23 protein-coding genes and 2 pseudogenes are annotated in these 24,287 nt (G+C 73.4%); 18 read left to right on the top strand and 7 right to left on the bottom strand.

Annotated features, from left to right (window positions below; all coding sequences use genetic code 11):
* Positions 1-28: 28 nt before the first annotated feature.
* From QE359_RS03000 to QE359_RS02975, 6 genes are all read left to right on the top strand, one after another.
* Positions 29-1,714 (top strand): bifunctional 3'-5' exonuclease/DNA polymerase, encoded by a 1,686-nt coding sequence (locus tag QE359_RS03000; RefSeq protein WP_309777480.1) that lies wholly within the window; start codon positions 29-31, stop codon positions 1,712-1,714.
* Positions 1,715-1,784: 70 nt separating this feature from the next.
* Positions 1,785-2,591 (top strand): phosphatase PAP2 family protein, encoded by an 807-nt coding sequence (locus tag QE359_RS02995; RefSeq protein ID WP_071295652.1) that lies wholly within the window; start codon positions 1,785-1,787, stop codon positions 2,589-2,591.
* 10 nt (positions 2,592-2,601) lie between these two features.
* Positions 2,602-4,239 (top strand): protein kinase domain-containing protein, encoded by a 1,638-nt coding sequence (locus QE359_RS02990; RefSeq protein WP_309777478.1) that lies wholly within the window; start codon positions 2,602-2,604, stop codon positions 4,237-4,239.
* Between the two features lie 47 nt (positions 4,240-4,286).
* The gene (locus QE359_RS02985; protein WP_309777477.1) at positions 4,287-7,451 is read left to right on the top strand and encodes a GH92 family glycosyl hydrolase; all 3,165 of its coding nucleotides are present in this window, start codon (positions 4,287-4,289) and stop codon (positions 7,449-7,451) included.
* A 34-nt stretch (positions 7,452-7,485) separates the two neighbouring features.
* Positions 7,486-7,716: a hypothetical protein gene (locus tag QE359_RS02980; protein WP_070417603.1), complete on the top strand. Its 231-nt coding sequence runs from the start codon at positions 7,486-7,488 to the stop codon at positions 7,714-7,716.
* A 46-nt stretch (positions 7,717-7,762) separates the two neighbouring features.
* The gene (locus QE359_RS02975) at positions 7,763-7,966 is read left to right on the top strand and encodes a hypothetical protein (protein ID WP_139201893.1); all 204 of its coding nucleotides are present in this window, start codon (positions 7,763-7,765) and stop codon (positions 7,964-7,966) included.
* A gap of 164 nt (positions 7,967-8,130) precedes the next feature.
* Here the strand turns inward: QE359_RS02975 and QE359_RS02970 are convergent, their stop codons facing one another.
* The 4 genes from QE359_RS02970 to QE359_RS02955 all read right to left on the bottom strand — a co-directional run bounded on the left by QE359_RS02970 (position 8,131) and on the right by QE359_RS02955 (position 11,135).
* Positions 8,131-8,661: a GNAT family N-acetyltransferase gene (locus QE359_RS02970; protein WP_309777473.1), complete on the bottom strand. Its 531-nt coding sequence runs from the start codon at positions 8,659-8,661 to the stop codon at positions 8,131-8,133.
* 23 nt (positions 8,662-8,684) lie between these two features.
* Positions 8,685-9,623: an aldo/keto reductase gene (locus QE359_RS02965; RefSeq protein WP_309777472.1), complete on the bottom strand. Its 939-nt coding sequence runs from the start codon at positions 9,621-9,623 to the stop codon at positions 8,685-8,687.
* Positions 9,624-9,749: 126 nt separating this feature from the next.
* A complete protein-coding gene (locus QE359_RS02960) occupies positions 9,750-10,361 on the bottom strand; it encodes a CG0192-related protein (RefSeq protein WP_309777471.1) in 612 nt (203 codons plus the stop codon).
* Positions 10,362-10,379: 18 nt separating this feature from the next.
* A complete protein-coding gene (locus QE359_RS02955; RefSeq protein ID WP_309777470.1) occupies positions 10,380-11,135 on the bottom strand; it encodes an SDR family oxidoreductase in 756 nt (251 codons plus the stop codon).
* Positions 11,136-11,170: 35 nt separating this feature from the next.
* Between QE359_RS02955 and QE359_RS02950 the strand changes: the two genes are divergently transcribed.
* Positions 11,171-11,980 (top strand): putative RNA methyltransferase, encoded by an 810-nt coding sequence (locus QE359_RS02950; RefSeq protein WP_309777469.1) that lies wholly within the window; start codon positions 11,171-11,173, stop codon positions 11,978-11,980.
* Between the two features lie 7 nt (positions 11,981-11,987).
* Here the strand turns inward: QE359_RS02950 and QE359_RS02945 are convergent, their stop codons facing one another.
* Both QE359_RS02945 and QE359_RS02940 read right to left on the bottom strand, forming a co-directional pair.
* Positions 11,988-12,491 (bottom strand): hypothetical protein, encoded by a 504-nt coding sequence (locus QE359_RS02945; protein ID WP_309777468.1) that lies wholly within the window; start codon positions 12,489-12,491, stop codon positions 11,988-11,990.
* Between the two features lie 122 nt (positions 12,492-12,613).
* Positions 12,614-13,033, bottom strand: a complete 420-nt coding sequence (locus QE359_RS02940; protein WP_071302439.1) for a VOC family protein — start codon at positions 13,031-13,033, stop codon at positions 12,614-12,616.
* Positions 13,034-13,095: 62 nt separating this feature from the next.
* Here QE359_RS02940 and QE359_RS02935 point away from each other — a divergent pair, with 62 nt between their 5' ends.
* From QE359_RS02935 to QE359_RS02900, 9 genes and pseudogenes are all read left to right on the top strand, one after another.
* Positions 13,096-14,079: a WYL domain-containing protein gene (locus tag QE359_RS02935; protein WP_309777465.1), complete on the top strand. Its 984-nt coding sequence runs from the start codon at positions 13,096-13,098 to the stop codon at positions 14,077-14,079.
* Between the two features lie 14 nt (positions 14,080-14,093).
* Complete coding sequence (locus QE359_RS02930; RefSeq protein ID WP_309777464.1) at positions 14,094-14,267, top strand: hypothetical protein; 174 nt, start codon at positions 14,094-14,096, stop codon at positions 14,265-14,267.
* Positions 14,264-14,353, top strand: coding sequence for a K(+)-transporting ATPase subunit F (gene kdpF, locus QE359_RS02925; RefSeq protein ID WP_070417610.1), 90 nt, complete (start codon positions 14,264-14,266; stop codon positions 14,351-14,353). Before QE359_RS02930 ends, kdpF begins: the two co-directional genes overlap by 4 nt.
* A complete protein-coding gene (gene kdpA, locus QE359_RS02920; protein ID WP_309777461.1) occupies positions 14,353-16,038 on the top strand; it encodes a potassium-transporting ATPase subunit KdpA in 1,686 nt (561 codons plus the stop codon). Before kdpF ends, kdpA begins: the two co-directional genes overlap by 1 nt.
* An 11-nt stretch (positions 16,039-16,049) precedes the next feature.
* A complete protein-coding gene (gene kdpB / locus QE359_RS02915; protein WP_309777459.1) occupies positions 16,050-18,164 on the top strand; it encodes a potassium-transporting ATPase subunit KdpB in 2,115 nt (704 codons plus the stop codon).
* The gene (gene kdpC / locus QE359_RS02910) at positions 18,161-18,769 is read left to right on the top strand and encodes a potassium-transporting ATPase subunit KdpC (RefSeq protein ID WP_309777458.1); all 609 of its coding nucleotides are present in this window, start codon (positions 18,161-18,163) and stop codon (positions 18,767-18,769) included. Before kdpB ends, kdpC begins: the two co-directional genes overlap by 4 nt.
* Positions 18,770-18,953: 184 nt before the next feature.
* Positions 18,954-20,294: pseudogene (locus QE359_RS19035) on the top strand (DUF4118 domain-containing protein); the annotation flags it as partial.
* A pseudogene (locus tag QE359_RS19030) lies at positions 20,277-21,384 on the top strand (sensor histidine kinase). The pseudogenes QE359_RS19035 and QE359_RS19030, both read left to right, overlap by 18 nt.
* Before the next feature lie 13 nt (positions 21,385-21,397).
* A complete protein-coding gene (locus QE359_RS02900; RefSeq protein ID WP_070417615.1) occupies positions 21,398-22,105 on the top strand; it encodes a response regulator in 708 nt (235 codons plus the stop codon).
* Here QE359_RS02900 and QE359_RS02895 read toward each other — a convergent pair.
* Positions 22,089-22,961, bottom strand: coding sequence for a LuxR C-terminal-related transcriptional regulator (locus QE359_RS02895; protein WP_309777455.1), 873 nt, complete (start codon positions 22,959-22,961; stop codon positions 22,089-22,091). The two genes, QE359_RS02900 and QE359_RS02895, sit on opposite strands and share 17 nt — an antisense overlap.
* Positions 22,962-23,071: 110 nt before the next feature.
* Here QE359_RS02895 and hxlB point away from each other — a divergent pair, with 110 nt between their 5' ends.
* Both hxlB and hxlA read left to right on the top strand, forming a co-directional pair.
* Entirely contained in the window at positions 23,072-23,632 is a 561-nt protein-coding gene (hxlB, locus tag QE359_RS02890) for a 6-phospho-3-hexuloisomerase (protein ID WP_309777453.1), read from the top strand.
* A gap of 11 nt (positions 23,633-23,643) precedes the next feature.
* Entirely contained in the window at positions 23,644-24,282 is a 639-nt protein-coding gene (hxlA, locus tag QE359_RS02885) for a 3-hexulose-6-phosphate synthase (protein ID WP_309777452.1), read from the top strand.
* Positions 24,283-24,287: the final 5 nt, after the last annotated feature.

Here is a 24,287-nt window from a genome sequence, read left to right as displayed (position 1 = left end):
TGACGGTGGCGCACGGCATGATCGTTCCGTGCACCTCGTCCTCCGCCGCGTCGACGGCGGCGTCCTCGCGACGCCCCTGACCGACGCGGGGACCGCAGACGGCGAGCCGATCCGGGTGGACGAGCCGCGCCTCCCGGCGTTCGTCGCGTCCCGGGACGCGCCCGACGTGCGCTGGGTGTGGGACGACACCGCGCGCTGGTACCCGGCCGTGCTCGCGGCCGGCGGCCGGGTCGGACGCTGCATCGACCTGCGCCTGTGCCGCCGCATCCTGCGATCGGCCCTCGCGGCTCGGGACACCGCGCTCGCCGCCGCGCCCGTCGACGGATGGGACGCCGCCGTCCAGGAGGCGCGGGTCACCCGCCCGACGCACGCCCGCCTCTTCGACGACGCGCTCTTCGACGTGTCGCCTCCCGACGACGAGCTGGACCCGGTGGCAGAGCTGCGGGCGCAGCTCGACGCGGTCGCGTCGTCGACCGCGCCGGGTGCGCTGCGGCTCCTGGTGACGGCGGAGTCCGCCGGCGCGCTCGTGGCGGCGGAGATGCTCCACGCCGGGCTGCCCTGGCGCGCCGACGTGCACGAACGACTGCTCGAGGACGCGCTCGGACCGCGGGTGCCGTACGGCGTGCGCCCTCGGCGGCTCGAGGAGATCGCGGCCGTCGTGCGCGAGCGGCTCGGTGACCCGTCGCTCAACCCGGACTCGCCCGCCGACGTCCTGAAGTCCCTGCGCCGAGCCGGCCTGATGGTCACGAGCACACGGAAGTGGGAGCTGCAGGAGATCGAGCACCCGGTCATCGAACCGCTGCTCGAGTACAAGCGGCTCGCCCGGCTGCTGACCGCGAACGGCTGGACCTGGCTCGACGAGTGGGTGCACGACGGTCGGTTCCACCCGAAGTACCTGGTCGGCGGGGTCGTCACCGGGCGCTGGGCGGCCGACGGCGGGGGAGCGATGCAGCTGCCGAAGGGCATCCGCGCCGCCGTGGTCGCGGACGACGGGTGGAAGCTCGTGGTGGCCGACGCGGCGCAGCTGGAGCCCCGGGTGCTCGCGGCGATGGCCGGCGACCGTGCGATGGCGGCGGCCGGCGACGGGCGCGACCTGTACGACGGCGTCGTGGCCTCCGGAGCGGTCGAGACCCGGCAGCAGGCCAAGGGCGCGATGCTCGGCGCGATGTACGGGGCGACCCAGGGCGAGGGCGGGCGGCTCGTCCCGCGGCTCGAGCGGGCGTTCCCGGCCGCCCTCGGACTCGTCAGCCGGGCAGCCCGGGCGGGGGAGCGGGGCGAACCCGTGACGACGTTGCTCGGCCGGACGTCACCGGTGCCGGACGCCTCGTGGTTCGCGGCGCGGAACCAGGCCTACACGGTCGAGGGGACGCCGGCGATGCAGCGGGCGGTGGAGTCGCGGGCACGGAGCTGGGGGCGGTTCACCCGGAACTTCATCGTGCAGGGCACCGCTGCCGAGTGGGCGCTGGCGTGGATGGGGTCGTTGCGCTCGCGGCTCGCCGAGCACTTCCCGGGGCCGGTGACGGACGGCCCGCACCTGGTGTTCTTCGTGCACGACGAGATCGTGGTGCACACCCCGGCCGAGCACGCCGAGTGGGTGGCCGAGCAGATCCGGGCCGCCGCCGCCGATGCCGGGCGACTGCTCTTCCGCGACTTCCCGGTGGTGTTCCCGCTCTCGGTGGCGGTCGTCGACGACTACGGCGCCGCGAAGGACTGACGCCGCGCACCTGCGCGCCCTGCGTCCGGCGCACCGCACCCGCACACCGGGACTCGGGCAGGGTGGGTCGATGCAGACCGATCACCCCGAGGCCCCCGACCAGCGCGTCGGCGACGTCGACCTCACGACGTGGCGCACCCGCGCCGGCCGGGCATCCGCGGACGGCTGGGCAGCGCTCGGCCACCGCTGGGGTGCGCTCCCGCTGCTCGTGGTCACCCTCGCGATCGGCATCGGGGTCGCCGTGACCGCCACCTGGGCGGCGTCCGAGGTCTACGACGCCGTGCGCGAGGCCGACGACGTCGCCGTGCTCGACCGCCCCGTGCTCGACTGGATGCTCACGCTCCGGTCGCCGACGGCCGACACCCTCGTGACCTGGTGGACGGACGTCGCCGGCACCATCGGGATGCCGATCGTCGCCCTGGGGTTCCTCGTCGGCTTCACGATCCAGCGTCGTGCCTGGACGCCCCTCGTGCTGCTCGTCGCGGCCGCGGGCGGGTCCCTGCTCATGACCATCGCGGGCAAGGACCTCATCGGCCGTGCCCGCCCGCCGCTGCGCGATGCCGTCCCGCCGTACGAGCACTCGCCGTCGTTCCCGTCCGGGCACACGCTCAACGCGACCGTCATCGTCGGGACGATCGTGTACCTGCTGCTCCTCCGGCAGTCGAAGCTCGTGACCCGGGTGCTGACGATCGTCGCCGGCACCTTCTTCGTCGTCTCGGTCGGCATCTCGCGGGTGTTCCTCGGCCACCACTGGCTGACCGACGTCCTGGCGGCGTGGGCGCTCGGGCTCGCCTGGCTCGCGCTGGTGATCACGGCGCACCGGCTCTACCTCACGGCGCTCCGCCGCGGTGCGCGACCCGTCAGGTCGTCCCGGTAGGTTGCCCCGCATGGAAGAACGGGTATTCGGCGGTCGGTACCGCGTCACGGGAACGCTCGGGCACGGCGGCATGGCCTCCGTCTACCGAGCGGTCGACGAGCAGCTCGGGCGTGAGGTGGCGGTCAAGGTCTTCCGCATCGGAGCGGTCGACCACGGCGAACGCGCCCGTGCCGAGGCGGAGATCCAGACCCTCGCGGCGCTCCGCAGCCCGGCACTCGTGACCCTGTACGACGCCGCGCTCGACGACGTCGACGGCGACTCGTACCTCGTGATGGAACTCGTCCCGGGCAGCGACCTCGCGACGCGACTGCGCGAGGGGCCGCTCGACCGTGCCACCGCCGCCGGTGTCGGGGCGCAGGTCGCGGACGGCCTCGCGGCGGCGCACGCGCAGGGCATCGTCCACCGCGACGTGAAGCCGGCGAACGTGCTGCTCGAGAGCGACGGCGTCCACGTCAAGCTCGCGGACTTCGGCATCGCCCTGCTGCGGGACGGCGCCCGGGCCACCCAGACCGGCACGGTAATGGGCACGGCGGCGTACATCGCACCGGAGCAGGTCCTGGCGCAGCCGATCACCGGCAAGGCCGACGTGTACGCGCTCGGGCTCATGCTCCTCGAGGCGCTCACCGGCAAGCAGCCGTTCCCGGGCAGCGCGGTCGAGTCCGCGACCGCTCGCCTCACCCGCGGTCCGGAGATCGACCCACACCTGCCCACCGCCTGGCGCACGCTCCTGCACGTCATGACCGCGCAGGACCCGGCGGACCGGCCCTCGGCGGCCGAGGCGGCACAGCGACTCCGTGCGCTCGGCCACGACGACGCCGCTCCGGCCACGCAGCTCCTCCCAGGCGGTCCCGGCACGGTCACGCCGGCCGTGGCGGGCGCGGCGGCCGGTGCCGCGGCGGCGGGCGCTGCGGGTGCCGCCCGTGCGGACGAGGCGACGCAGGCGATGCCGGCGAGTCGCGCCTCCGGGGCCGACGCCGCCACGCGAGCCATGCCGACCGCGCAGCCCGGCGGCGCCGACGACGCGACGCGCGTCCTGGACGCGCAGCGGCCGAACGCCTCCGACGACGTCGCGACCACGGTGCTCGGCGCGCAGGGGGGCCGCGGTGCGGACGGCGCGACCGGAGCGGTCGGCCATGCCGGAGGCCCCCGTGGCCCGGTCGCGGCGCCCCCGGCGCCGGCACCGGACGACCGACCTCGGCGCCGACGCGGGCCGATCATCGCCGCCGTGGTGATCGGTGTGCTCGTGCTCGCCGGCATCGTCGTCGCCGTGTTCGCCCTGAACGGGGACGACGGGTCGACGCCGGCACCGACCGAGTCGAGCTCACCCTCGACCGACGACCAGCAGCCGAGTGAGCCGGCGGAGCAGCCGTCCGAGCCGGCGGAGCAGCCCTCCGAACCGGCCGAGCAGCCGTCCGAGCCCGCACAGCAGCCGTCCGAACCGGCCGAACAGCCGTCCGAGCCGGCACAGCCGAGCGACCCGGCGGACGACCCCTCGGTGGGGCCGCAGCCGTCGAGCCCGGCGTCCAACCCCGTGCAGGCTCCGCAAGACGGCGCCGACCCTGCCGTCGACACCAGTGGTCCGGGCGGCTCCGGCTCCGGCTCCGGCCCGGGGAACTCGGCGAACGCGCCGGGGCACAACAAGGGCTGACACGCCGAGGGTTTTCCTCCAGACGGTGGACCAAATACGCTGGGCCGGTGCGAGAACTGCAACGGAGCGGTGGCCCGACGACGGCCGTCGCCGCGCGGAACGGTGTCGGCTTCGGTTCGGCGGAGGGCTGGCTGGTCGAACGACCGGCGGGTGAGCACGTCGCCGCCGCGGTCGTCCCCGGGTTCGCCGGTCGGACGATCGAGTCGGGTGACGAACTCTCGTGGGTGTGGTTCCCGGAGCGCGTGCTGCCGGACGGTGCGACGGAACCCACCGAGGACGACCTGCCGCACTTCTGGGACGCGACGGCGTTCGCGCTCGACCTGGTCTGTACCGACGGCACGCGGCTGAGCGACGCGGCGCGCGACCAGTACGGCGATGCGCTCACGCCGGAGGCGCAGGACGCCGCGCGCAAGCAGTGGGTCGACCAGTGGAACCGTCGGGCGGTGGACCTCACCCTGCTCGCTGGCCGGGTCGTGGACCGCCTGGAGGCGCGGCTCGGCTCCGCCCCGCACCCCACGACCGCAGACGGGTCGCGCCCGCACCTCCGCGGCTGGCTCGACGCCGTCCGCATCGGGCCCGCGCGCCCCGTCCCGCGCACCCCGCTCGACCACGTCCGCACGACCCGCGGCACGCAGGCGTCATCCCGGTTCTCCCGCGGCAACAACGCCCCGCTGGTCGGCATCCCGCACGGTGGGGTCTTCGGCCTGCCCATGACCGACGCCTCGAGCAACCGCTGGCCGTACGCCTACCAGGAGCACGACCGCACCGACGCGACCGGCCGGGTCCGCCCGGCGATCCAGGCCTTCGCCACGAGCCACATCCCGTCCCCGTGGATGGGGGACCGGGGCGTCTTCCAGGTCATGCCCTCCCCGCTCGACACCCCCGATCCCGACCGGGCCACCCGCGCCCTCGGCTTCGACCACGACGACGAGCAGGACGGCCCGCACCGCTACCGGGTCGCCCTCGACCAGGACGTCACGGCCGAGATGACCGCGGGGGAGTTCGCCCTCGGCTTCCGGTTCACAGGCACCCGGAGCATCGTGCTCGACCACCACGGCCGGGTCTCGGACGTCTCGGTGACGGTCACGGACGGCACCGCCGTGGTCGAGGTCCTGCTCGACGACCGTCCGGGCACCCCGCCCCACTTCGTGCACCTGCAGGTCCCCGGGGTGACGGCCGACCACACCACCGTCGGCGAGCAGCAGCTCCGCGGCTGGTTGTCGCTGTCCGACGAGGCCGAGGGCACCGACGTGCTGCTCGGGATCTCCACGGTCTCGTTCGAGGACGCCCGCGCGAACCTGGACGCCGCCGGCCCCTTCGACACCATGCGCGCCCGTGCCGAGCGGCTCTGGACGGACGAGCTCGCCACGCTCTCCGTCGAGGGTGCGACCCCCGACCAGCTGACGAGCCTGTACTCGGGGCTCTACCGCCTGTTCCTCTACCCGAACCGTGCCGGCGAGACCGCGCGCGACGGGGTTCCCCGGCACCGCTCCCCGTACGGGTCCGTGCATGCCGAGCCGATCCGCGACGAGCCCGGACCCGAGGTCGTCGACGGGCCGTTCACCACCACGAACGGCTTCTGGGACACCTACCGGACCGCCTGGCCGCTCCTCGCCCTGCTCACCCCGGAGACGGCGGGCCACCTCGCGCAGGGCTTCGTCGAGCACCACCACGACGGCGGGTGGACGCCCCGGTGGAGTGCGCCCGGCGCCGAGGACTGCATGACGGGCACCACGAGCGACACCGTCTTCGCGGACCTCGCGGTGAAGGGCGTCACCGGGTTCGACCTCGCGCAGGCGTACCGCAGCGCACTGCGGAACGCGACCGTCCCGCCGCGCGACGAGCGTGTCGGACGCAAGGGGAGCCTCCCGGGTGCCTTCCGCGGCCACGTCGACACCGCGACCCACGAGGGGATGAGCTGGACCCTCGACGCGGCCATCAACGACTGGAGCCTCGCCGTCATGGCGGGCCTGCTCGCCTCGCGCGCCCGGACACCCGCCGACCTCGCCCGCTACGAGGCCGAGTCGGAGTGGTTCGCCCGTCGGTCCCTGCAGTACCGGAACGTGTTCGACTCCGAACGGGGCTTCTTCATCGGGCGCGACCCCGACGGGTCGTGGCGGGTCGGCACCGAGTTCGACCCGCGGGACTGGGGCGACGACTACACCGAGACGAACGCGTGGGGGACCGCCTTCACCGCTCCGCACGACGGCGCCGGCGTCGTCGACCTGCACGGCGGCCCGTCCCGCTTCGACGCCGCGCTCGACGCGTTCTTCACCACCCCGGAGACCGGCGCGACCGTCCGCTCCGGCTCGTACGGCTTCCCGATCCACGAGATGACCGAGGCCCGCGACGTGCGGATGGGGATGCTCGGGCTCTCCAACCAGCCCGCGCACCACATCCCGTTCTTCCCGATGTTCACCGGGCGGCACGACGATGCGCACCGCATCGTCCGCGAGGCGCTGCACCGGCTCTTCGTCGGGTCCGACCTCGGGCAGGGCTACCCCGGCGACGAGGACAACGGCGAGATGAGCGCCTGGTACGTCTTCGCGACGATCGGCCTCTACCCGCTGGCGCCGTCCACGGGCACCTACGTCCTCGTGCCGCCGTCGGTCCGCAGGACGGTGCTGCAGCAGCCGGGAGGCGCGCCCACCGTCATCGAGGTCGCCGACGGCTCCGAGGGCGCGTACGTCGCGTCGGTGACGGTCGACGGCTCACCCTGGACGTCGGTGAGCATCCCCCACTCGGTGGTGGTGTCGGCGTCGCGGATCGTGTTCACGCTGTCGCCCGAGCCGCAGGGCTGGGCATCGGACACCCGCCCGGTGTCCGCGTCCGACGTGCACGGGTACCGGGACACCCCCGTCGACCTGCTGCCGGTCGGCCTGTCGTCCGCCGACCTCCCGTCGCCCGCCTCCTCGCTCGTCGACGACACGGGGCGGACGGTCACGGCGCTCGCCGCGGGGACCTCGGTGTCGTTCGACGTCCCCGACGTCCCGACCTCGCTCTACACGGTCACCGCGGCGGAACCCGGGGTCCACTCGTGGGAGGCCGCGCTCGGGGACACCCGCGTCGCCGTGCAGGACGCGGTGTTCGACTGGGCCGGGCAGACCCGGGTGTTCCGGTTGCAGGGCTCCGGGACGGCCTTCACGTTCACGGCCGTCTCCGACCTGCCGCTCACCCAGCTCGAGCTGATCGCGGCGGACGGACAGCGTTGACCCGCCGTTCACCGGGAGGGGGCATGCTCGGCCCATGTCGATGAGCACACCCTTCGATCCCGAACAGGACGGCCGCTCGATCCCCGTGGACGGCTCCGACGAGGACGAGCTGCAGATCGAGGAGGACCGCGGCGCCGACGTCGGCGAGGACTCCGCCGACCCGAGCGTCTCGCCGGTCCGTCACGACGACGAGGACGAGGCCGGCGGCGGTCCCGTGTTCCGACGTCCGCAGGCCGGCGACCGCCTGCACCCGGACGATCTCTGACGCGTTTCCAGGGCGATTGCCAAGCGGACCGGGCATGCTCGGGCGCATGTCGATCGCGAACTCTTGGGACCCGTCCGGTGGCCGTGCCATCCCCGAGGACCAGGTGAAGGAAGACGGGCTCGAGCTCGACGAGGAGTCGGCCGCCGAGCTCGGCATCACGTTCGACGTCGTCGGCGGGGCGTCGGCCGACCCCGCGGGGGTGTCGCCGGTCGACGTGGCGGTCCCGAGCGCCCCCACCCGCGCCGACTGACCCGCGCCCCGCGCCCCGCGCGGCGCGCGGCGCGCGCTGCTGCCCGCGCAGTAGCGCGCGTGCTGCGCACAACCAAAAGCACCACGAACCGTGCGGAGCCGCGGTTCGACGCGCGTTCGGTTGTGCGACGGCAAGCGACGCCGCGCCGCGCGCCGCGCCCCGCGTCAGCGCCCGGCGGGCCCGCCGGGCACGCGGTACTTGAACCCGACGTGCGAGCCCGTGAACCCCAGCCGCTCGTAGAACCGGTGCGCGTCCGTCCGGTCTGCGTCCGAGGTCAACTGCACGAGCGGCGTCCCGAGTTCCCGGGCGGCGACCTCGGTCACCCACCGCATCACCGCGCTGCCGATCCCGCCCGACCGCACGCCACTGCTCACCCGGACCGCCTCGACGAGCAGCCGGGCGGATCCACGCCGGGCCATCCCGGGGATCCGCGTGAGCTGCAGCGTGCCGACGACGACTCCGCGCTCGTCCGTCACGACGAGGAGCGCGTTCGCCGGGTCCTCGACGATCGCCCGGAGCGCGGCGGCGTACAGCGGCTCGTCCTCCGGCGCGGCGACGTCCCCGCGTGCGGCACTGATCGGGTCGTCTGACAGCAGCGCCATCAGGGCGTCGAGGTCGTCGGGCGAAGCGTCCCGGACGGTGACCGGGCCGGAGCGGGCGACGAGGGGGACGGGCAGGGTGAGGTCGTGGAGCACGGGTCCCACCCTGCCCGATCCGCTCAGGGGACGGTGTGCCCCGCGGCGGTGAACACGCGGTACCACTCCTCGCGCGAGAGCACGACGTCCGACCCGGCGGCAGAGTCCCGGACGCGCTGCGGGTTCGTCGTGCCGAGGACGACCTGGAAGTGCGCCGGGTGGCGGGTGATCCACGCCACGGCGATGCCCGTCGGGGTGACCCCGTGCGCGGCCGCGAGCTCCTCGAGCACGTCGTTCAGCTCGGCGTAGTGCTCGCGGTCGCCGAGGAAGACGCCGTCGAAGAAGCCCTTCTGGAACGGCGACCAGGCCTGCAGCGTGATGTCGTTGCTGCGCGAGTGGTTGAGGATGTCGTTGTCGCGGTCGATCGACTGGTCGAGGCCGCCCATGTTCGCCGTGACGCCCTGCGCAATGACGTTCGCGTGCGTGATGCTCAGCTGCACCTGGTTGAACGCGAGCGGCTGCCGCACCGAGCGGCGCAGCAGGTCGACCTGCCCCGGCGTGTGGTTCGAGACGCCGAAGTGGTGGACCTTGCCGGCGGCGTGCAGCTCGTCGAAGGCCTTCGCGACCTCTTCCGGCTCGACGAGGGCGTCGGGACGGTGCAGCAGCAGGACGTCGATGTGGTCGGTCTGCAGTGCCGTGAGGGACTCGTGCACGGACTCGATGATGTGCTCGTACGAGAAGTCGAAGTACGCGCCGTTCGAGGTCGGGCGGATGCCGACCTTGGTCTGCAGCACGATCTCGGCGCGCTCGGCGGGGGAGAGGGTGACGGCCGAGCCGAAGCGCTCCTCGCAGCCGTGCCACCCGCCGTACACCGCGGCGTGGTCGAACATGGTCACGCCCGCGTCGCGCGAGGCGCGGTAGAGCGCGCGGATGTCCTCGTCGCTCATGTCGTTGATCCGCATCAGGCCGACGACGACGTCGGAGGCGGTGAGGTCCGTCTGTGGCAACTCCAGTGTCTTCACGCCCTCGATCCTGCCATCGGCGTGCCCGGGCAGGCAGGCCCTGTCCGTACCGGCATCGATACGAGCGACGGACGGGAGGCGCGGCTCAGCCCCGCCACGGGTGTCGCGGCCGTCAGGTGGTCCGGTTCAGGGCACCAGGACCGCGAGCACGCCGGTCCCGTCGGCCCAGCTGCCGGTGAGCGTGCGACCAGCGGGCAGCTCCGCCCCGACGGCACGGGCGACGACGAGCGTCCCGTGGTCGGTCGCGACGGAGGTCAGGGCGCCGGAGGTCTGCGCGTCCACGGCCGTCACGGTGGGGGAGTCGGCGTCGGACCCGCTGCCCGATGCCGTCCCCTCGGCGTCCCACGCCCCGGATCCGTCGGCGCGCTCGAGGGTGGCCTCGTGCCCGCCCGTGGCGATCGCCCGGCGCGGGACGTCCGCGTACACCGGGTCGCCCACGGCGTCGTAGACCCAGCGTCGTCCGAGCACGGCGTGGTCCATCTCGGTCACGAGGAAGGCCTCGGCGCCGTCGAGCGGAGCGCCGCGGTAGGTCAGCGGCGCCTGGAGCACCCGGCCGTCCGTCGTGCGCACGAGGACCGTCTCGACGCCGACCTCGCCCGCGGGGTCGTCGAACCGGAACTTCCCGGCGATCGCGAGGTCGTCGCCGGCGGAGACCCCGCTCCAGGGCTGGTCCGGCAGCCAGGCGGCGAGCGCCTCGAGCTTCGACGGGCGGAGTTCTGCACGGTGGATGACGGCCATGCCCCGACCGTACCGGGGTCAGTGCACGGAGAACCCGCCGTCGATCGCGATCGACTGCCCCGTGACGTACGCCGAACCGGGGCCGGCGAGGAACACCGCGGCGGCGGCGAAGTCCGAGGCGAGCCCGTTCCGCCCGACCAGGGTCCGTGCCGCGAGGGCGGCGACGGTCGCGGGGTCGGCACTGAGCCGTTCGTTGAGCGGGGTCCGGACGAAACCGGGGACGAGGACGTTGGACGTGACCCCGTGCCCGGACCAGGCCTCTGCTTGGGACCGGGCCAGCGCCTCCAGGCCCGCCTTCGAGACCCCGTACGCGCCGCTGGCGGCGAAGGGTCGGTGCGCCTGCTGGGAGCTGATGCCGATGATCCGGCCGTACCCGCGAGCGGCCATGCCGGGCGCGAGCCGCTGCCCGAGCACGAACGCCGCGTCGAGGTTCACGGCCATCGTGGCGTCCCAGGTGTCCTCGTCGAGGTCGGCCATGGGCGGCCGCAGGTTGATCCCCGCGGAGTTGACGAGCACGTCGACATCGCCCGCAGTGTCGGCGAGGGCGTGGGCTCCGGCGCGCGTGGACAGGTCTGCGACGATCCCGTCGGCCGAGCCACCCGCCTGCCGGATCGCAGCCACGGTGGCGTCGATGGTCGCCGCGGTCCGGGCCGCGACGAGCACGTGTGCGCCGGCGTCCGCGAGGGCGGTGGCGATCGCTCGCCCGATGCCGGAACTGCCTCCCGTCACCAGGGCGGTGCGTCCGTCGAGGCCGAAGAGCTGCTGCAGCGACATCCGGCCAGGCTAGCGAGGCCCCGTACGCTGGGCCGGTGCGTGACGACCTGCTGCCGATGCTCGCCTGCCCCGTCTGCGCCGAGCCCCTCGGCCGTGTCGACGGTGGCCAGGTCGGCTGCGCCACGGGCCACCGGTTCGACGAGGCCAAGCAGGGGCACCTCACGCTGCTGCCCGCGAAGCGTCGTGCGCTGACGGCGGACACCCCGGAGATGGTCGACGCCCGACTCCGCTTCCTGGGGCGGGGGCACTACGCACCGGTCGAACGGGCCGTGGCCCGGGCGGTCGCGTCCGTGGACGTGCCCGGTGTCGTCCTCGACGTGGGGTCCGGGCCGGGCACGTACCTCGCGCACGCGCTCGAGGCCGTCTCGCGGCTCGGGGTCGCGCTCGACCTGTCCGCGGTCGCGATCCGACGGGCCGCTCGCATCCACGAGCGTGCGGGGGCCGTCGTCGGGGACGTGACCGAGCGCCTCCCGGTCGTCGACGGCGCAGCCGCGGTCGTGTTGGACGTCTTCGCGCCACGCAACCAGACGGAGTACGCGCGGGTGCTGCACCCTGAGGGCCTCCTCGTCGTCGTGACCCCGCGCACCGGACACCTGGCGGAGCTGGCCGAGGCGACGATCACGGTGGACCCCGAGAAGGAACGGCGGCTGCACGACTCCCTCACGCCCGCGTTCGAGCAGCGGTCGGCCGAGGACCTCACGTGGACGATGGAGCTGTCCGCCGAGGACGTCCACGACGTGGTGCACATGGGGCCGAGCCACCACCACGTCGATCCGGAGCAGGTGTTCGCGCCGACGAGCGTCACCGCTGCCGTGACGGTCAGCACATGGAGTCCCGCGCGCTGACCGCCCGTCACCGCGGTCGCCGCCGGGCGGTGTGGGCTCGCCCACGTGCACGGTCGACCGCGATCCCGATCCGGGCGAGCAGCAGCACGGCGCCGACACCACCCGCGCCGATCGGGGTCACGAACAGCCCGAGGTCCATCCCCGGCAGCCTCCACCAGTCGATCGACCACGCGGCGACGACGGCGAACGCCAGCAGCACTCCGGCTCGCCACCACCAGCGCCCCGGCAACCGTCCGACGCCGAGCGTGGCCAGTACCAGGAGTGCCCAGCACCCCTCCGGTGCGAACGACCGCGGGTCGTTCGTGCCGCAGCTGGACACGGCGCACTCCCACTCGACCTGGTCGGCCACGCCGGCGTACCAGCGGAACAGCAGGACGGCCGCGACGACGGCGAGGAGCGCCACCGGCGGGCCGGCCCAGCGCCACACCCGGCCGAACCGGGAGCGACGTCGACGCGCGGCCACCCACCCGTCGCCGAGCTCGTAGCCGGGCATCGGACGGAACTCGGGCATGCCGGCACGCTACCGGCGGTCGGATTTCGTGGGGAAGTGGCTCGGAAACGTCACGGCGTGCGGCCCGGGGGTCGCCCCGGGCCGCACAGCGTCGCTGATCGAGCCGCGCTACTCGGTCGGCGCTACTCGGTCGGCGCCGCGACGTCGAGCGCCCAGATCACGCCGAAGCGGTCGCGGAGCTGTCCGGCCAGCGGTGCCCAGGCCGACGGACCGAGCGGCTGCCGGATCTCGGCGCCCTCGGACAGCGCCGCCCAGTACCGCTCGAGCTCGGCCGCGTCGTCGCCGTGCACGTACACGTAGAAGGCGTTCGTGCCCTGGTCGTACGGCTGCCCCGGCCAGACGTCGAAGGCCATCACGCGCAGCCCGGCGTCGGTGGCGACCTGACCCCAGACGATGCGGTCGGCCCAGTCCGGCTCGTCCGAGGCGCCCATCGCGCCGTAGGTCATGGACGCGACCTCGCCGCCGAAGACCGAGGCGTAGAAGTCGAGGGCCGCGCGGGCCTGTCCGTCGAAGTTGAGGTGGGTTGTCGTTTCGATGCTCATGGGACCAAGCATCCCGGGCATTGCGGTCAGATCCTGTCCGCTTCTCCACCGATACTGGAGACATGTCCGGACCGTCCTCGCGCATGCTCGCGCTGCTCTCGCTGCTGCAGGTGCACCGGGACTGGCCCGGCGACGAGCTCGCCGGACGGCTCGAGGTCAGCCCGCGCACGCTCCGCCGCGACGTCGACCGGCTCCGCGGCCTCGGCTACCGCGTGGAGGCACTGCGTGGCCCGGCCGGCGGGTACCGGCTGGCAGCGGGTGCGGACCTGCCCCCGCTGCTGTTCGACGACGACCAGGCGGTCGCGATCGCCATCGCGCTCGCCGTGGCGCCCGCGTCCGGCGCGGACATCGCCGAATCGGCCGCCCGGGCGCTCGCGACGGTGCGGCAGGTGATGCCCGCGCGTCTGCGCACACGGGTGGACGCGATCGACGCGGTCACGTCGGCCGGTCGCACCCCCGTCGACCCGGAGGTCCTCGTCGCGGTGAGCGAGGCAGTCCACCTCGGCGAGGTCCTCCGCTTCGGGTACGGCCCCGACGAGACGCCCCACCGGGTCGAGCCGCACGCGGTGGTCGCCCGGAACGGCCGCTGGTACCTGCTCGACTGGGACCTCGACCGCGATGACTGGCGCACCCACCGCGTCGACCGCATCACCCCGCGGATGCGGACGCGCGTGCCGTTCACACCGCGTCCCGTGCCCGGTGGCCATCCGGCGGCGTTCGTGGCCGCGCGGTTCAAGGGGTCCGACCGCGAGGACGTCTGGCCGTGCACCGGCACCGCCGTCCTCGAGGTGCCGGCCGAGACCGTCGCGCCGTACCTCCCCGACGACGCCGTGCTCGAGCCGCTCGGCCCGGACCGGTGCCGTCTCACGCGCGGCTCCTGGTCGTGGGAGGGCCTCGCGGCGGCGTTCGCCGGTGCCACCGCGGACTTCACCGTCGAGGGGCCCGACGAACTCCGTGCGGCGACGGCCGTGCTCGCCGAGCGGCTGGGGCGAGCGAGCGTTAGTGACGCGCATGCGTGTGTCAGGAGCGCGTCAGGAAACCGTTAGGGACGGGTCTGGAGGTGCGGTGCCGGATCCAGCATCGGTTCGGCACCACACGTGGTGCCGTCCGCGTCGCCCGGCGCGGACCCCGTGAACCTCTGGAGTCCCTCGTGTTCGACGTCTTCGTCGTCGCCGGTGTCCTCGCCGTGTTCGGCGTGGTGGCACTCATCGCCAAGGCGGTGGAACGGCTGTGATCGTCATCACCATCGCCGCCGCCGTCCTCGGCGTCGCCTCGCTCGTGTACCTCGTCTGGGCCCTCGTGCGCCCGGAGAAGTTCTGATGAGCACCGCGGACACGTGGGCCGGGATCGTCCAGGTCGCCACCCTCGTGCTGCTGCTCGTCGTCGCCTACCGGCCGCTCGGCGACTGGATGGCGCGGGTGTTCACGCCGACACGGCACAGCCGGATCGAGCGCGGCGTCTACCGGGTGATCGGCGTCGACCCCGATGCCGAGCAGTCGTGGCCCGCGTACCTGCGCGGCGTGCTGCTCTTCAGCGCCGTGGGGCTGCTGCTCGTGTACCTCCTGCAGCGCATCCAGGTCGTGCTGCCCGGCGACCTCGGGCTGCCGAACGTCGGTCCGTCGCTCGCGTTCAACACGGCGGCGTCGTTCGTCGCGAACACGAACTGGCAGTCGTACTCGCCCGAGGTCACCGTCGGGTACACGGTGCAGATGGCCGGCCTCGCGGTGCAGAACTTCCTCTCCGCGGCGGTCGGGCTCGCCGTCGCCGTGGCGCTCGTCCGCGGCTTCGCCCGTCGACGCTCCGGCACGCTCGGCAACGTCTGGGTGGACGTCGTCCGCGGGACCGGCAGGCTCCTGCTGCCGGGAGCGTTCGTGTTCGCGATCGTGCTCGTCGCCGGCGGTGTCATCCAGTCGTGGGGGAACGGCACCGACGTCACGACCCTGGTCGGCGGGACGCAGCACATCCCGGACGGGTTCGTCGCCTCGCAGGAGGCCATCAAGGAACTCGGCACGAACGGTGGCGGCTACTTCAACGCGAACTCGGCGCACCCGTTCGAGAACCCCCAGGCGTGGACGAACCTCGTCGAGGTCTTCCTCATGCTCGTCATCCCGTTCTCGCTGCCGCGCACGTTCGGCCGCATGGTGGACGACGACCGTCAGGGCTACGCGATCCTCGCCGTGATGGGCGCGATCTTCCTCGTCTCGCTCTCGGTGATGTCGATCGCCGAGCTCGGTGGCGGCGGCAGCGCGACCCACGCCGCCGGGGCCGCCATGGAGGGCAAGGAGGTGCGGTTCGGCATCCTCGGCACGACGCTCTTCGGGACGACCTCGACCGCGACGTCGACCGGCGCCGTGAACGGCATGTTCGACAGCTTCACGCCGATCGGCGGGATGATGGCGCTCGTCAACATGATGCTCGGCGAGGTCACCCCCGGCGGCGTCGGCTCCGGGCTGTACGGGATGCTCGTGCTCGCGGTCATCACGGTGTTCATCGGCGGGCTGCTCGTCGGTCGGACCCCCGAGTACCTCGGCAAGAAGATCCGGGCCCGCGAGATGACCTTCGCGTCGCTCTACATCCTCGTCACCCCGACCCTGGTGCTCCTCGGCACCGGCCTGTCCCTGGTGCTCCCGGGCGTCCGCGAGCAGGTCGTCGGCACGTCGATCTTCAACCCGGGCAACCACGGCCTGTCCGAGCTCCTCTACGCCTTCACCTCGGGCGCGAACAACAACGGCTCGGCGTTCGGCGGCCTGACGGCGAACACGACGTGGATGAACTCCGCGCTCGGCGTCGTGATGCTGCTCGGCCGGTTCGTCCCGATGGTGTTCGTGCTGGCGCTCGCCGGGTCCCTCGCGACCCAGGACCGGGTGCCGGAGACCGTCGGCACGCTGCCCACGCACCGGCCGCTGTTCATCGTCCTGCTCGGCGGCGTCGCCGTCGTCGTGACCGCACTCACCTACTTCCCGGTGCTCGCACTGGGACCGCTCGCAGAAGCCCTCGCCCGATGAAAGCCGAGACCATGACCACCGCGACCTCCGAGCACGAGGCGACCAGCGCCTCCAGGCCGGCCACACGCTCGTCCGCCTTCGGACCCCGTCAACTCGTGGCGGGCCTCCCGGGTGCCCTGCGCAAACTCGACCCGCGACTGATGTGGCGGAACCCCGTCATGTTCATCGTCGAGGTCGGCGCCGCGCTGACGACGGCAGCAGCCGTCGTCGAGCCGTCCGCGTTCACCATCGCCATCGCCGTGTGGCTCTGGCTCACCGTCGTCTTCGCGAACCTCGCGGAGTCGGTGGCCGAGGGCCGGGGCAAGGCGCAGGCCGACACGCTGCGGAAGACCCGCTCGACCACGAGTGCCCGTCGGGTGCTCCGGTACGACCGGTCCGACGCGGCGGCGGCCGGCAACGAGACCGAGGAGGTCGCGTCCGTCGACCTCGCCAAGGGCGACGTCGTGGTCGTCGTCGCGGGCGAGGTGATCCCGGGCGACGGCGACGTCGTGGACGGCATCGCGTCCGTCGACGAGTCGGCCGTGACCGGTGAGTCCGCCCCGGTCATCCGCGAGTCCGGCGGCGACCGGAGTGCCGTCACCGGCGGCACCCGGGTGCTCTCGGACCGCATCGTCGTGCGCATCACGTCGACCCCTGGTGAGACCTTCATCGACCGGATGATCCGGCTCGTCGAGGGTGCCGCCCGGCAGAAGACGCCGAACGAGATCGCGCTGAACATCCTGCTCGCCTCGCTGTCGATCGTGTTCGTGATCGTCTGCCTGACGGTGCAGCCGATCGCCGGGCTCGTCGGGGCGACCGTCAGCGTGCCGGTGCTCATCGCCCTGCTCGTCTGCCTCATCCCGACGACGATCGGTGCGCTGCTCTCCGCGATCGGCATCGCGGGCATGGACCGACTCGTGCAGCACAACGTCCTGGCGATGTCCGGCCGTGCGGTCGAGGCCGCCGGGGACATCACGACCCTGCTGCTCGACAAGACCGGGACGATCACGTACGGCAACCGTCGGGCGTCGCGCGTGGTGCCGGTCCCCGGTGTCACGGAGCCGGCCCTGATGGAGGCGGCCGCCCTGTCGTCCGCTGCGGACGGGACCCCCGAGGGGCGGTCCATCGTCGACCTCGCCGCGGGAGCGGGCGTCACCCCGGACCTCCCCGCCGGTGCCGTCGAGGTGCCCTTCACCGCACAGACGCGCATGTCCGGCGTGGACCTGCCCGACGGGAGCTCCGTGCGCAAGGGTGCCGCGTCGGCAGTGCTCGCCTGGGCTGCAACCGGCTCAGCCGGTGTCCCCGAGGCGGTCGCGCAGGCCATCGACGCCACGGTGGTCGAGGTCTCGGACCAGGGCGGTACCCCGCTCGTCGTCGGACGCCGCGCACCCTCCGGTGCGGTCACGCTGCTCGGGGTCGTCCACCTCAAGGACGTCGTCAAGGACGGCATGGCGGCGCGGTTCGCCGAGCTGCGCGAGATGGGGATCCGCACGGTGATGATCACCGGCGACAACCCGCGCACCGCGAAGGCGATCGCCGCCGAGGCCGGTGTGGACGACTTCCTCGCCGAGGCCACGCCGGAGGACAAGCTCGCCCTGATCCGCAAGGAGCAGGAGGGCGGGAACCTCGTCGCGATGACCGGTGACGGCACGAACGACGCCCCGGCCCTGGCGCAGGCGGACGTCGGCGTGGCGATGAACACCGGGACGACCGCGGCGAAGGAGGCCGGCAACATGGTCGACCTCGACTCGGACCCGACGAAGCTCATCGACGTCGTCCGGATCGGCAAGCAGCTGCTCATCACCCGCGGGGCGCTCACGACGTTCTCGATCGCGAACGACATCGCCAAGTACTTCGCGATCATCCCCGCGATGTTCCAGATGGCGTTCCCCGGGCTCGCCGCGCTCAACGTCATGGGGCTGCACAGTCCCGCGTCCGCGATCCTCAGCGCCGTCATCTTCAACGCGCTCGTGATCGTGGCGCTCATCCCGCTGTCCCTCCGCGGCGTCGCCTACCGCGCCGCCTCGGCATCGTCGATCCTCGGCCGGAACCTGCTCCTCTACGGGCTCGGCGGCGTGATCGTCCCCTTCATCGGCATCAAGCTCATCGACCTCGTGGTCGGTCTCATCCCGGGGTTCTCCTCATGACGTCTGCATCTCGTTCCTCCTTCCGCTCACTCGGGGTGGCCGTCCGGCTCACCCTGCTCAGCACCGTGGTGCTCGGCATCGCCTACCCGCTCGCGGTGTGGGGCGTCGGCCAGGCCGCGTTCCACGACCAGGCGAACGGCTCGATGGTGACGTCGTCGGACGGCACCGTCGTCGGGTCGTCGCTCATCGGGCAGTCGTTCGACGGCCGCGGAGCCGACCGGTGGTTCCAGTCGCGGCCGAGCGCCGCGGGGGAGAAGGGCTACGACGCCGGGGCGTCGAGCGGATCGAACCTCGGGCCGTCGAACCCCGACCTCCGCAAGGCGATCGAGGAGCGCAAGGCCGCCGTCGCGAAGGCCGACGGGGTCCCCGCCTCCGAGGTGCCGGCGGACGCGGTGACGGCGTCGGGCTCCGGCCTCGACCCGGACATCAGCCCGGAGTACGCGCTGCAGCAGGTGTCCCGCGTGGCCGCTGCGCGGGGGATGTCGGAGTCGGCGGTGCGGACGCTCGTGGAGCAGCACACCGAGGCGCGGCAGCTCGGGTTCCTCGGCGAGCCCGTGGTGAACGTGCTCGAGCTGAACCTGGCGCTCGGGAAGGCGTCGGCGTGACCGGTGGCGCGGATCGCTCCCGCACAACCGAAGTCACACCGAACCGCGCGGAACCGCGGTTCGCACGGACTTTGGTTGTGCGGGCGCTCCCCGAACCCCTCGGACGCGAGAGGATGAGCACGTGAAGCGCGGGAAGCTGCGGGTCCTGCTCGGTGCGGCGCCCGGTGTCGGCAAGACGTTCACGATGCTCGAAGAGGGGCACCGACTGCGCGCCGAGGGCCGCGACGTGGTCGTCGCCGTCGTCGAGACCCACGGCCGCGCAGCCACGGCCACACTGGTCGACGGGCTCGAGGTCGTCCCCCGTCGCATCGTGGAGCACCGCGGCGTCCAGCTCGACGACCTCGACCTCGAGGCCGTGCTGGCCCGCCGGCCCGACATCGCCCTCGTCGACGAGCTCGCCCACACGAACGCGCCCGGCAGCACGAACGAGAAGCGCTGGCAGGACGTCGAGGCGATGCGGGACGCCGGGATCGACGTCATCTCCACCGTGAACGTGCAGCACATGCAGTCCCTCGGCGACGTCGTCCGCGAGATCACCGGCACCGTCCAGCGCGAGACCGTCCCGGACGCCGTGGTGCGCGCGGCGGACCAGATCGAGGTGGTCGACCTCGCCCCGGCGGCGCTGCGCGAGCGACTGTCGGACGGGCTCGTCTACCCGGCGACCCGGATCGACGCGGCGCTGTCGAACTACTTCCGGCTCGGCAACCTCACCGCCCTGCGCGAGATCGCCCTGCTCTGGCTCGCCGACGAGGTCGACGACGCACTCAAGGCCTACCGCGCCGAGCACGGCATCGACCACCGGTGGGAGACCCGGGAACGCGTCCTCGTCGCCCTGACCGGCGGTCCCGAGGGCGAGACCCTGCTGCGCCGCGGCGCCCGGATCGCCGCCCGCAGCGCCGGCGGCGAGCTCGCCGCCGTGCACGTCACGACGAACGACGGCCTCCGCGAGCGCCACCCGGGGGCGCTCGGGAAGCAGCGCACCCTGCTCGAACAGCTCGGCGGGACGTACCACCAGGTGGTCGGTGACGACGTGCCGACGACCCTGGTGCGGTTCGCGAAGTCGATCGACGCCACGCAGATCGTCATCGGGGTGAGCCGCCGCAGTCGGCTCGCCGCGGCGATCACGGGCCCGGGCATCGGCAACACCGTCATCCGCGAGTCCGGCGACATCGACGTCCACGTCGTCACCCACGAGCGGGCCGGCGGTGGCTTCGCCCTGCCGAGGCTCGGCGGCAGCCTGTCCCGCGGCCGGATCGTCGCCGCGTTCGTGCTCTCCCTCGTCGCCGGTCCACTGCTCACCTGGCTGCTGTCGTTCAGCACCGACCCCGACTCGATCACCGTGGACGTGCTCGCCTACCAGCTGCTCGTGCTCGTGGTGGCGCTCGTCGGCGGGATGTGGCCGGCCGTCTTCGCCGCCGTGCTGTCCGGGCTGAGCCTCGACTTCTTCTTCGTGCAACCCCTGCACCGGGTCACCGTGCAGCAGCCGTGGCACCTGGTCGCCCTCGTCATGTACGTCATCAGTGCCGTGCTCGTGAGCTTCGTCGTGGACCGCTCGGCCCGTCGATCGCGAGCTGCCCGCCGCGCCGCCGCCGAGTCGGGCCTCCTCATGGGGATCGCCGGCAGCGTGCTCCGCGGCGACGACGCCCTGCAGGCGCTGCTCGACCGGACTCGCGAGGCCTTCGGCTTCGCCGGCGTCCGGATCCGGCAAGGTGACGAGGTGCCGGCCACGTCCGGGACGTTCGGCGAGACGCCGGACGCCGCCACGTCCCTCCCGTCCGGCGCCGTCCTGGAGTTCGCGGGCGCCCCCGACGACCCGACCCAGCGCCGACTGCTGCGCGTCGTCGAGCAGCAGCTCGACGCCGCCGTCGAGCACCGCGACCTCACCCGCGCGGCCGTCGACGCCGAGCGCATCGCGGCGGTGGACCGGGTGCGGAGCGCGATCCTCGCGGCCGTCGGCCACGACGTGCGGCGGCCGATCGCGGCCGCCTCGGCGGCCGTGCAGACGCTGCGGGCGCCGGACATCGAGTTGTCGGCGGACGACCAGGAGGCGCTGCTCGCCACCGCCGACGAGAGCCTGCGTCAGCTCGCGGTGCTGTTGGCAGACCTGCTGGACGTCAGTCGCGTGCAGGCCGGGGTGCTCGCCGTGACGCCGGTGCCGCTCGCCCTCGAGACGGTGGTCGCCCCCGCGCTCGACGAGCTCGAGCTCGGTCCGGACGACGTCGACCTCGACCTGCCCGCCGACCTCCCGCCGGTGCTCGCCGACGCCGTGCTGCTGCAGCGCGTCGTCGTGAACCTCCTCGCCAACGCCGTGCGGTACGCCCCGGAGGACACCCGGGTCCGCATCGCCGCGAGCGCGTTCGGCGGCGGCGTCGAGCTCCGGGTGGCCGACCACGGCCCCGGCATCCCGTCGGACCGCGTCGACGAGGTGTTCCAGCCGTTCCAGCGACTCGGCGACACCGACAACGACAACCGGACTCGGACTCGGACTGGCCCTCGCTCGCGGGTTCACCGAGGGCATGGGCGGCACGATCGAGGTCGACGACACCCCCGGCGGCGGACTCACCGTCGTGGTGCGGCTGCCGATCGCCGGACACCTGGGAGTGGAGATCCGATGAAGGGCCGTACGCGATGAAGGTCTTGATCGCCGACGACGACGTGCAACTCGTCCGGGCGCTCGCCGTGACGCTCGCCGCCCGCGGGTACGACGTCGTCACCGCCCGGGACGGCCGGGCCGCGATCGACGCGGTCATCACCGAGCGGCCCGACCTCGTGCTGCTCGACCTCGGGATGCCCCGGCTCGACGGCATCGGGGTGCTCGAGGGCATCCGGGCCTGGTCGCAGGTCCCGGTGCTCGTGCTGTCCGGTCGGACCGACTCGTCGGACAAGGTCGACGCACTCGACGCCGGCGCGGACGACTACGTCACGAAGCCCTTCCAGATGGACGAGCTGCTCGCCCGACTCCGGGCGCTCGGACGGCGGCAGGTCGCGGCAGCGTCGGCCGCGGGTGCGACGCCCTCGGTGTCGATCGGGGACCTCGTCGTCGACCTCGTCGCGAAGCAGGTCACGCCGCCGTCCGGTCCGGCCATCCGACTGACCCCGACCGAGTGGCGGCTGCTCGAGGTCCTCGTGACGAACCCCGACCGGCTCATGACGCGCGAGATGCTCCTCACCGACGTGTGGGGACCGTCGCACGGCAACGACTCCGGGTACCTGCGGCTGTACATGGCGCAGCTGCGGCGGAAGCTCGAGCCGGACCCGGGACACCCGCGCTACCTGGTGACCGAGTCGGGCATGGGCTACCGCTTCAGCCCCGCCGGGATCACGCCCGGGAGCTGACCGCGGCGAGCTCCGCCCGGGTCCGCGCGCCGAGCTTCCGGAGCAGGTTGGCCACGTGGTACTTGACCGTGTTCGGGCTGATGCCGAGCCCGTCGGCGATCTCCCGGTTGCCGATCCCGGTGGCGACGAGCCGCAGCACGTCCTGCTCCCGCGGCGTGAGGTCGGACGCCTCCGACGACACCGGCGTCCCCGCCGGCGGGTCGAGCGGGATCGCGATGTCGAGCACGGACCCCCAGCCCGCCGTGGACGCCACGTGCAGTTCGCCGTCGAGGGTCGCGACCCGCTCGGCGATCGGCCGGACGGTGTCGTCGTGCACGTCGAGCGTGCCGGCTCCGTCGTCGCGGAGCTGCATGAGCAGGTTCCGGCCGTCGCAGTCCCACTGGATCCGGACGCGCCGCGCAGCTCCCTCGTCGACGAGGGCGAGCACCGCCGTCCGCACGATCGCCCGGGCGCTGTGGGCGACGTCGCCGGGGAGTGCCCGACCGGTCGCCGGCGGTTCCACGAACTGCACGTCGAGGTCCCCGAACCGGACGAGCGGACGGAGGTCGGCCCGGAGCCGCGAGAACGCCCCCGTGACCGGTTCGAGCAACGCGCCGCGCTGCCGGTCCGTCACGGTCCGGAGGTCGACGAGCGCTGCCGACGCGATCTCGACGGCCTCGGCACGGGCGGCCGCGTCGCCCACGCGCGGCGACCGGAGCACGGCGAGCACCGACTCCAGGGTGAGTGCGTGCCGGTCCGCCTGCTCCGCGACGGTGCGCGCGTGGTCGGCGGCGGCGAGGCGTCCTGCGGGGTCGCGCCGCGCCTCCTGGACGGCCGACGGAGCCGTCGTCCCGTCGTCGCGCACGTTGTCGGTCACGTGACCAACCGTACGACTCCCACCCGAGCGGGTGGGGCCACCCGATCGGATGGGGACCCCGCCGTGTCGGGTAGCGGCGGCGGACCCGCGTCCCGACCACGATCGATGGCATGCCCGCTGACACCGTGACCGACGCCCTCGCCCTGATCGTCCGCGAGTCCGCCGACCTCGCCGAGACGGTCCGGGGCGACACCGATGCAGCGCTCGACCTCCTCAGCGGTGCCGAGCGCGTGTTCGTCCACGGGGCCGGCCGCTCCGGCCTCGCGCTGCGGATGACGGCCATGCGGCTCATGCACCTCGGACTCGACGTGCACGTCGTCGGCGAGGTGACGACCCCGGCCATCCGGACGGGGGACGTCCTGCTCGTCGCGAGCGGCTCCGGCACGACCACCGGCATCGTCCAGGCGGCGCGCACCACGGTCGACGTCGGCGCTGACGTGCTCGCCGTGTCGACGACCGACGACTCGCCGCTCGGCGCGCTCGCCGCCGTCACCCTCGTCGTGCCCGCCGCGACGAAGACGGACCGATCGGGCAGCGCCTCCGAGCAGTACGCGGGCAGCCGCTTCGAGCAGGCCGTGGTCCTGCTCGGCGACGCACTCTTCCACGCCCTGTGGACCCGGAGCGGACGCTCCGCCGACGACCTGTGGCCCAGCCACGCCAACCTCGAGTGAAAGGCACACCCATGCAGATCCAGTTCGCCATCGACACCCTCACCACCGAGGCCGCGCTCGACCTCGCCGCGAAGGCCGCCCCGAGCGTCGACGTCCTCGAGCTCGGCACGCCGCTCATCAAGAGCGCCGGGCTCTCCGTCATCACTGCGATGAAGGAGGCCCACCCGGACAAGACCGTGTTCGCCGACCTCAAGACCATGGACGCCGGCGAGCTCGAGGCGGACATCGCGTTCGCTGCGGGCGCCGACCTGGTCACCGTCCTCGGCGTCGCCGGGGACTCGACCATCGCGGGCGCGGTCGCCGCTGCCGAGAAGCACGGCAAGGGCGTCGTCGTCGACCTCATCGGCGTCGCGGACAAGCCCGCACGGGCCCGTGAGGTCGTCGCCCTCGGCGCGCAGTTCGTCGAGGTGCACGCGGGGCTCGACGAGCAGGCCGAGGAGGGCTTCACCTTCTCCACCCTGCTCGAGGCCGGCGAGGCCTCCGGCGTCCCCTTCTCGATCGCGGGCGGCGTGAACGCGTCGTCGATCGCGGCCGTGCAGGCGTCCGGAGCGATCATCGCCGTCGCCGGGAGCGCCATCTACAGCGCGGACGACGTCGCAGCCGCGGCGGCGGAGCTGCGTGCGGCCGCCACGGAGGCTGCGGCGGTCTGATCCGG

It is taken from the genome of Curtobacterium sp. SORGH_AS_0776, from assembly GCF_031453355.1.
Lineage (GTDB): Bacteria > Actinomycetota > Actinomycetes > Actinomycetales > Microbacteriaceae > Curtobacterium.
This window is presented reverse-complemented; position numbering and strand designations above follow the sequence as displayed.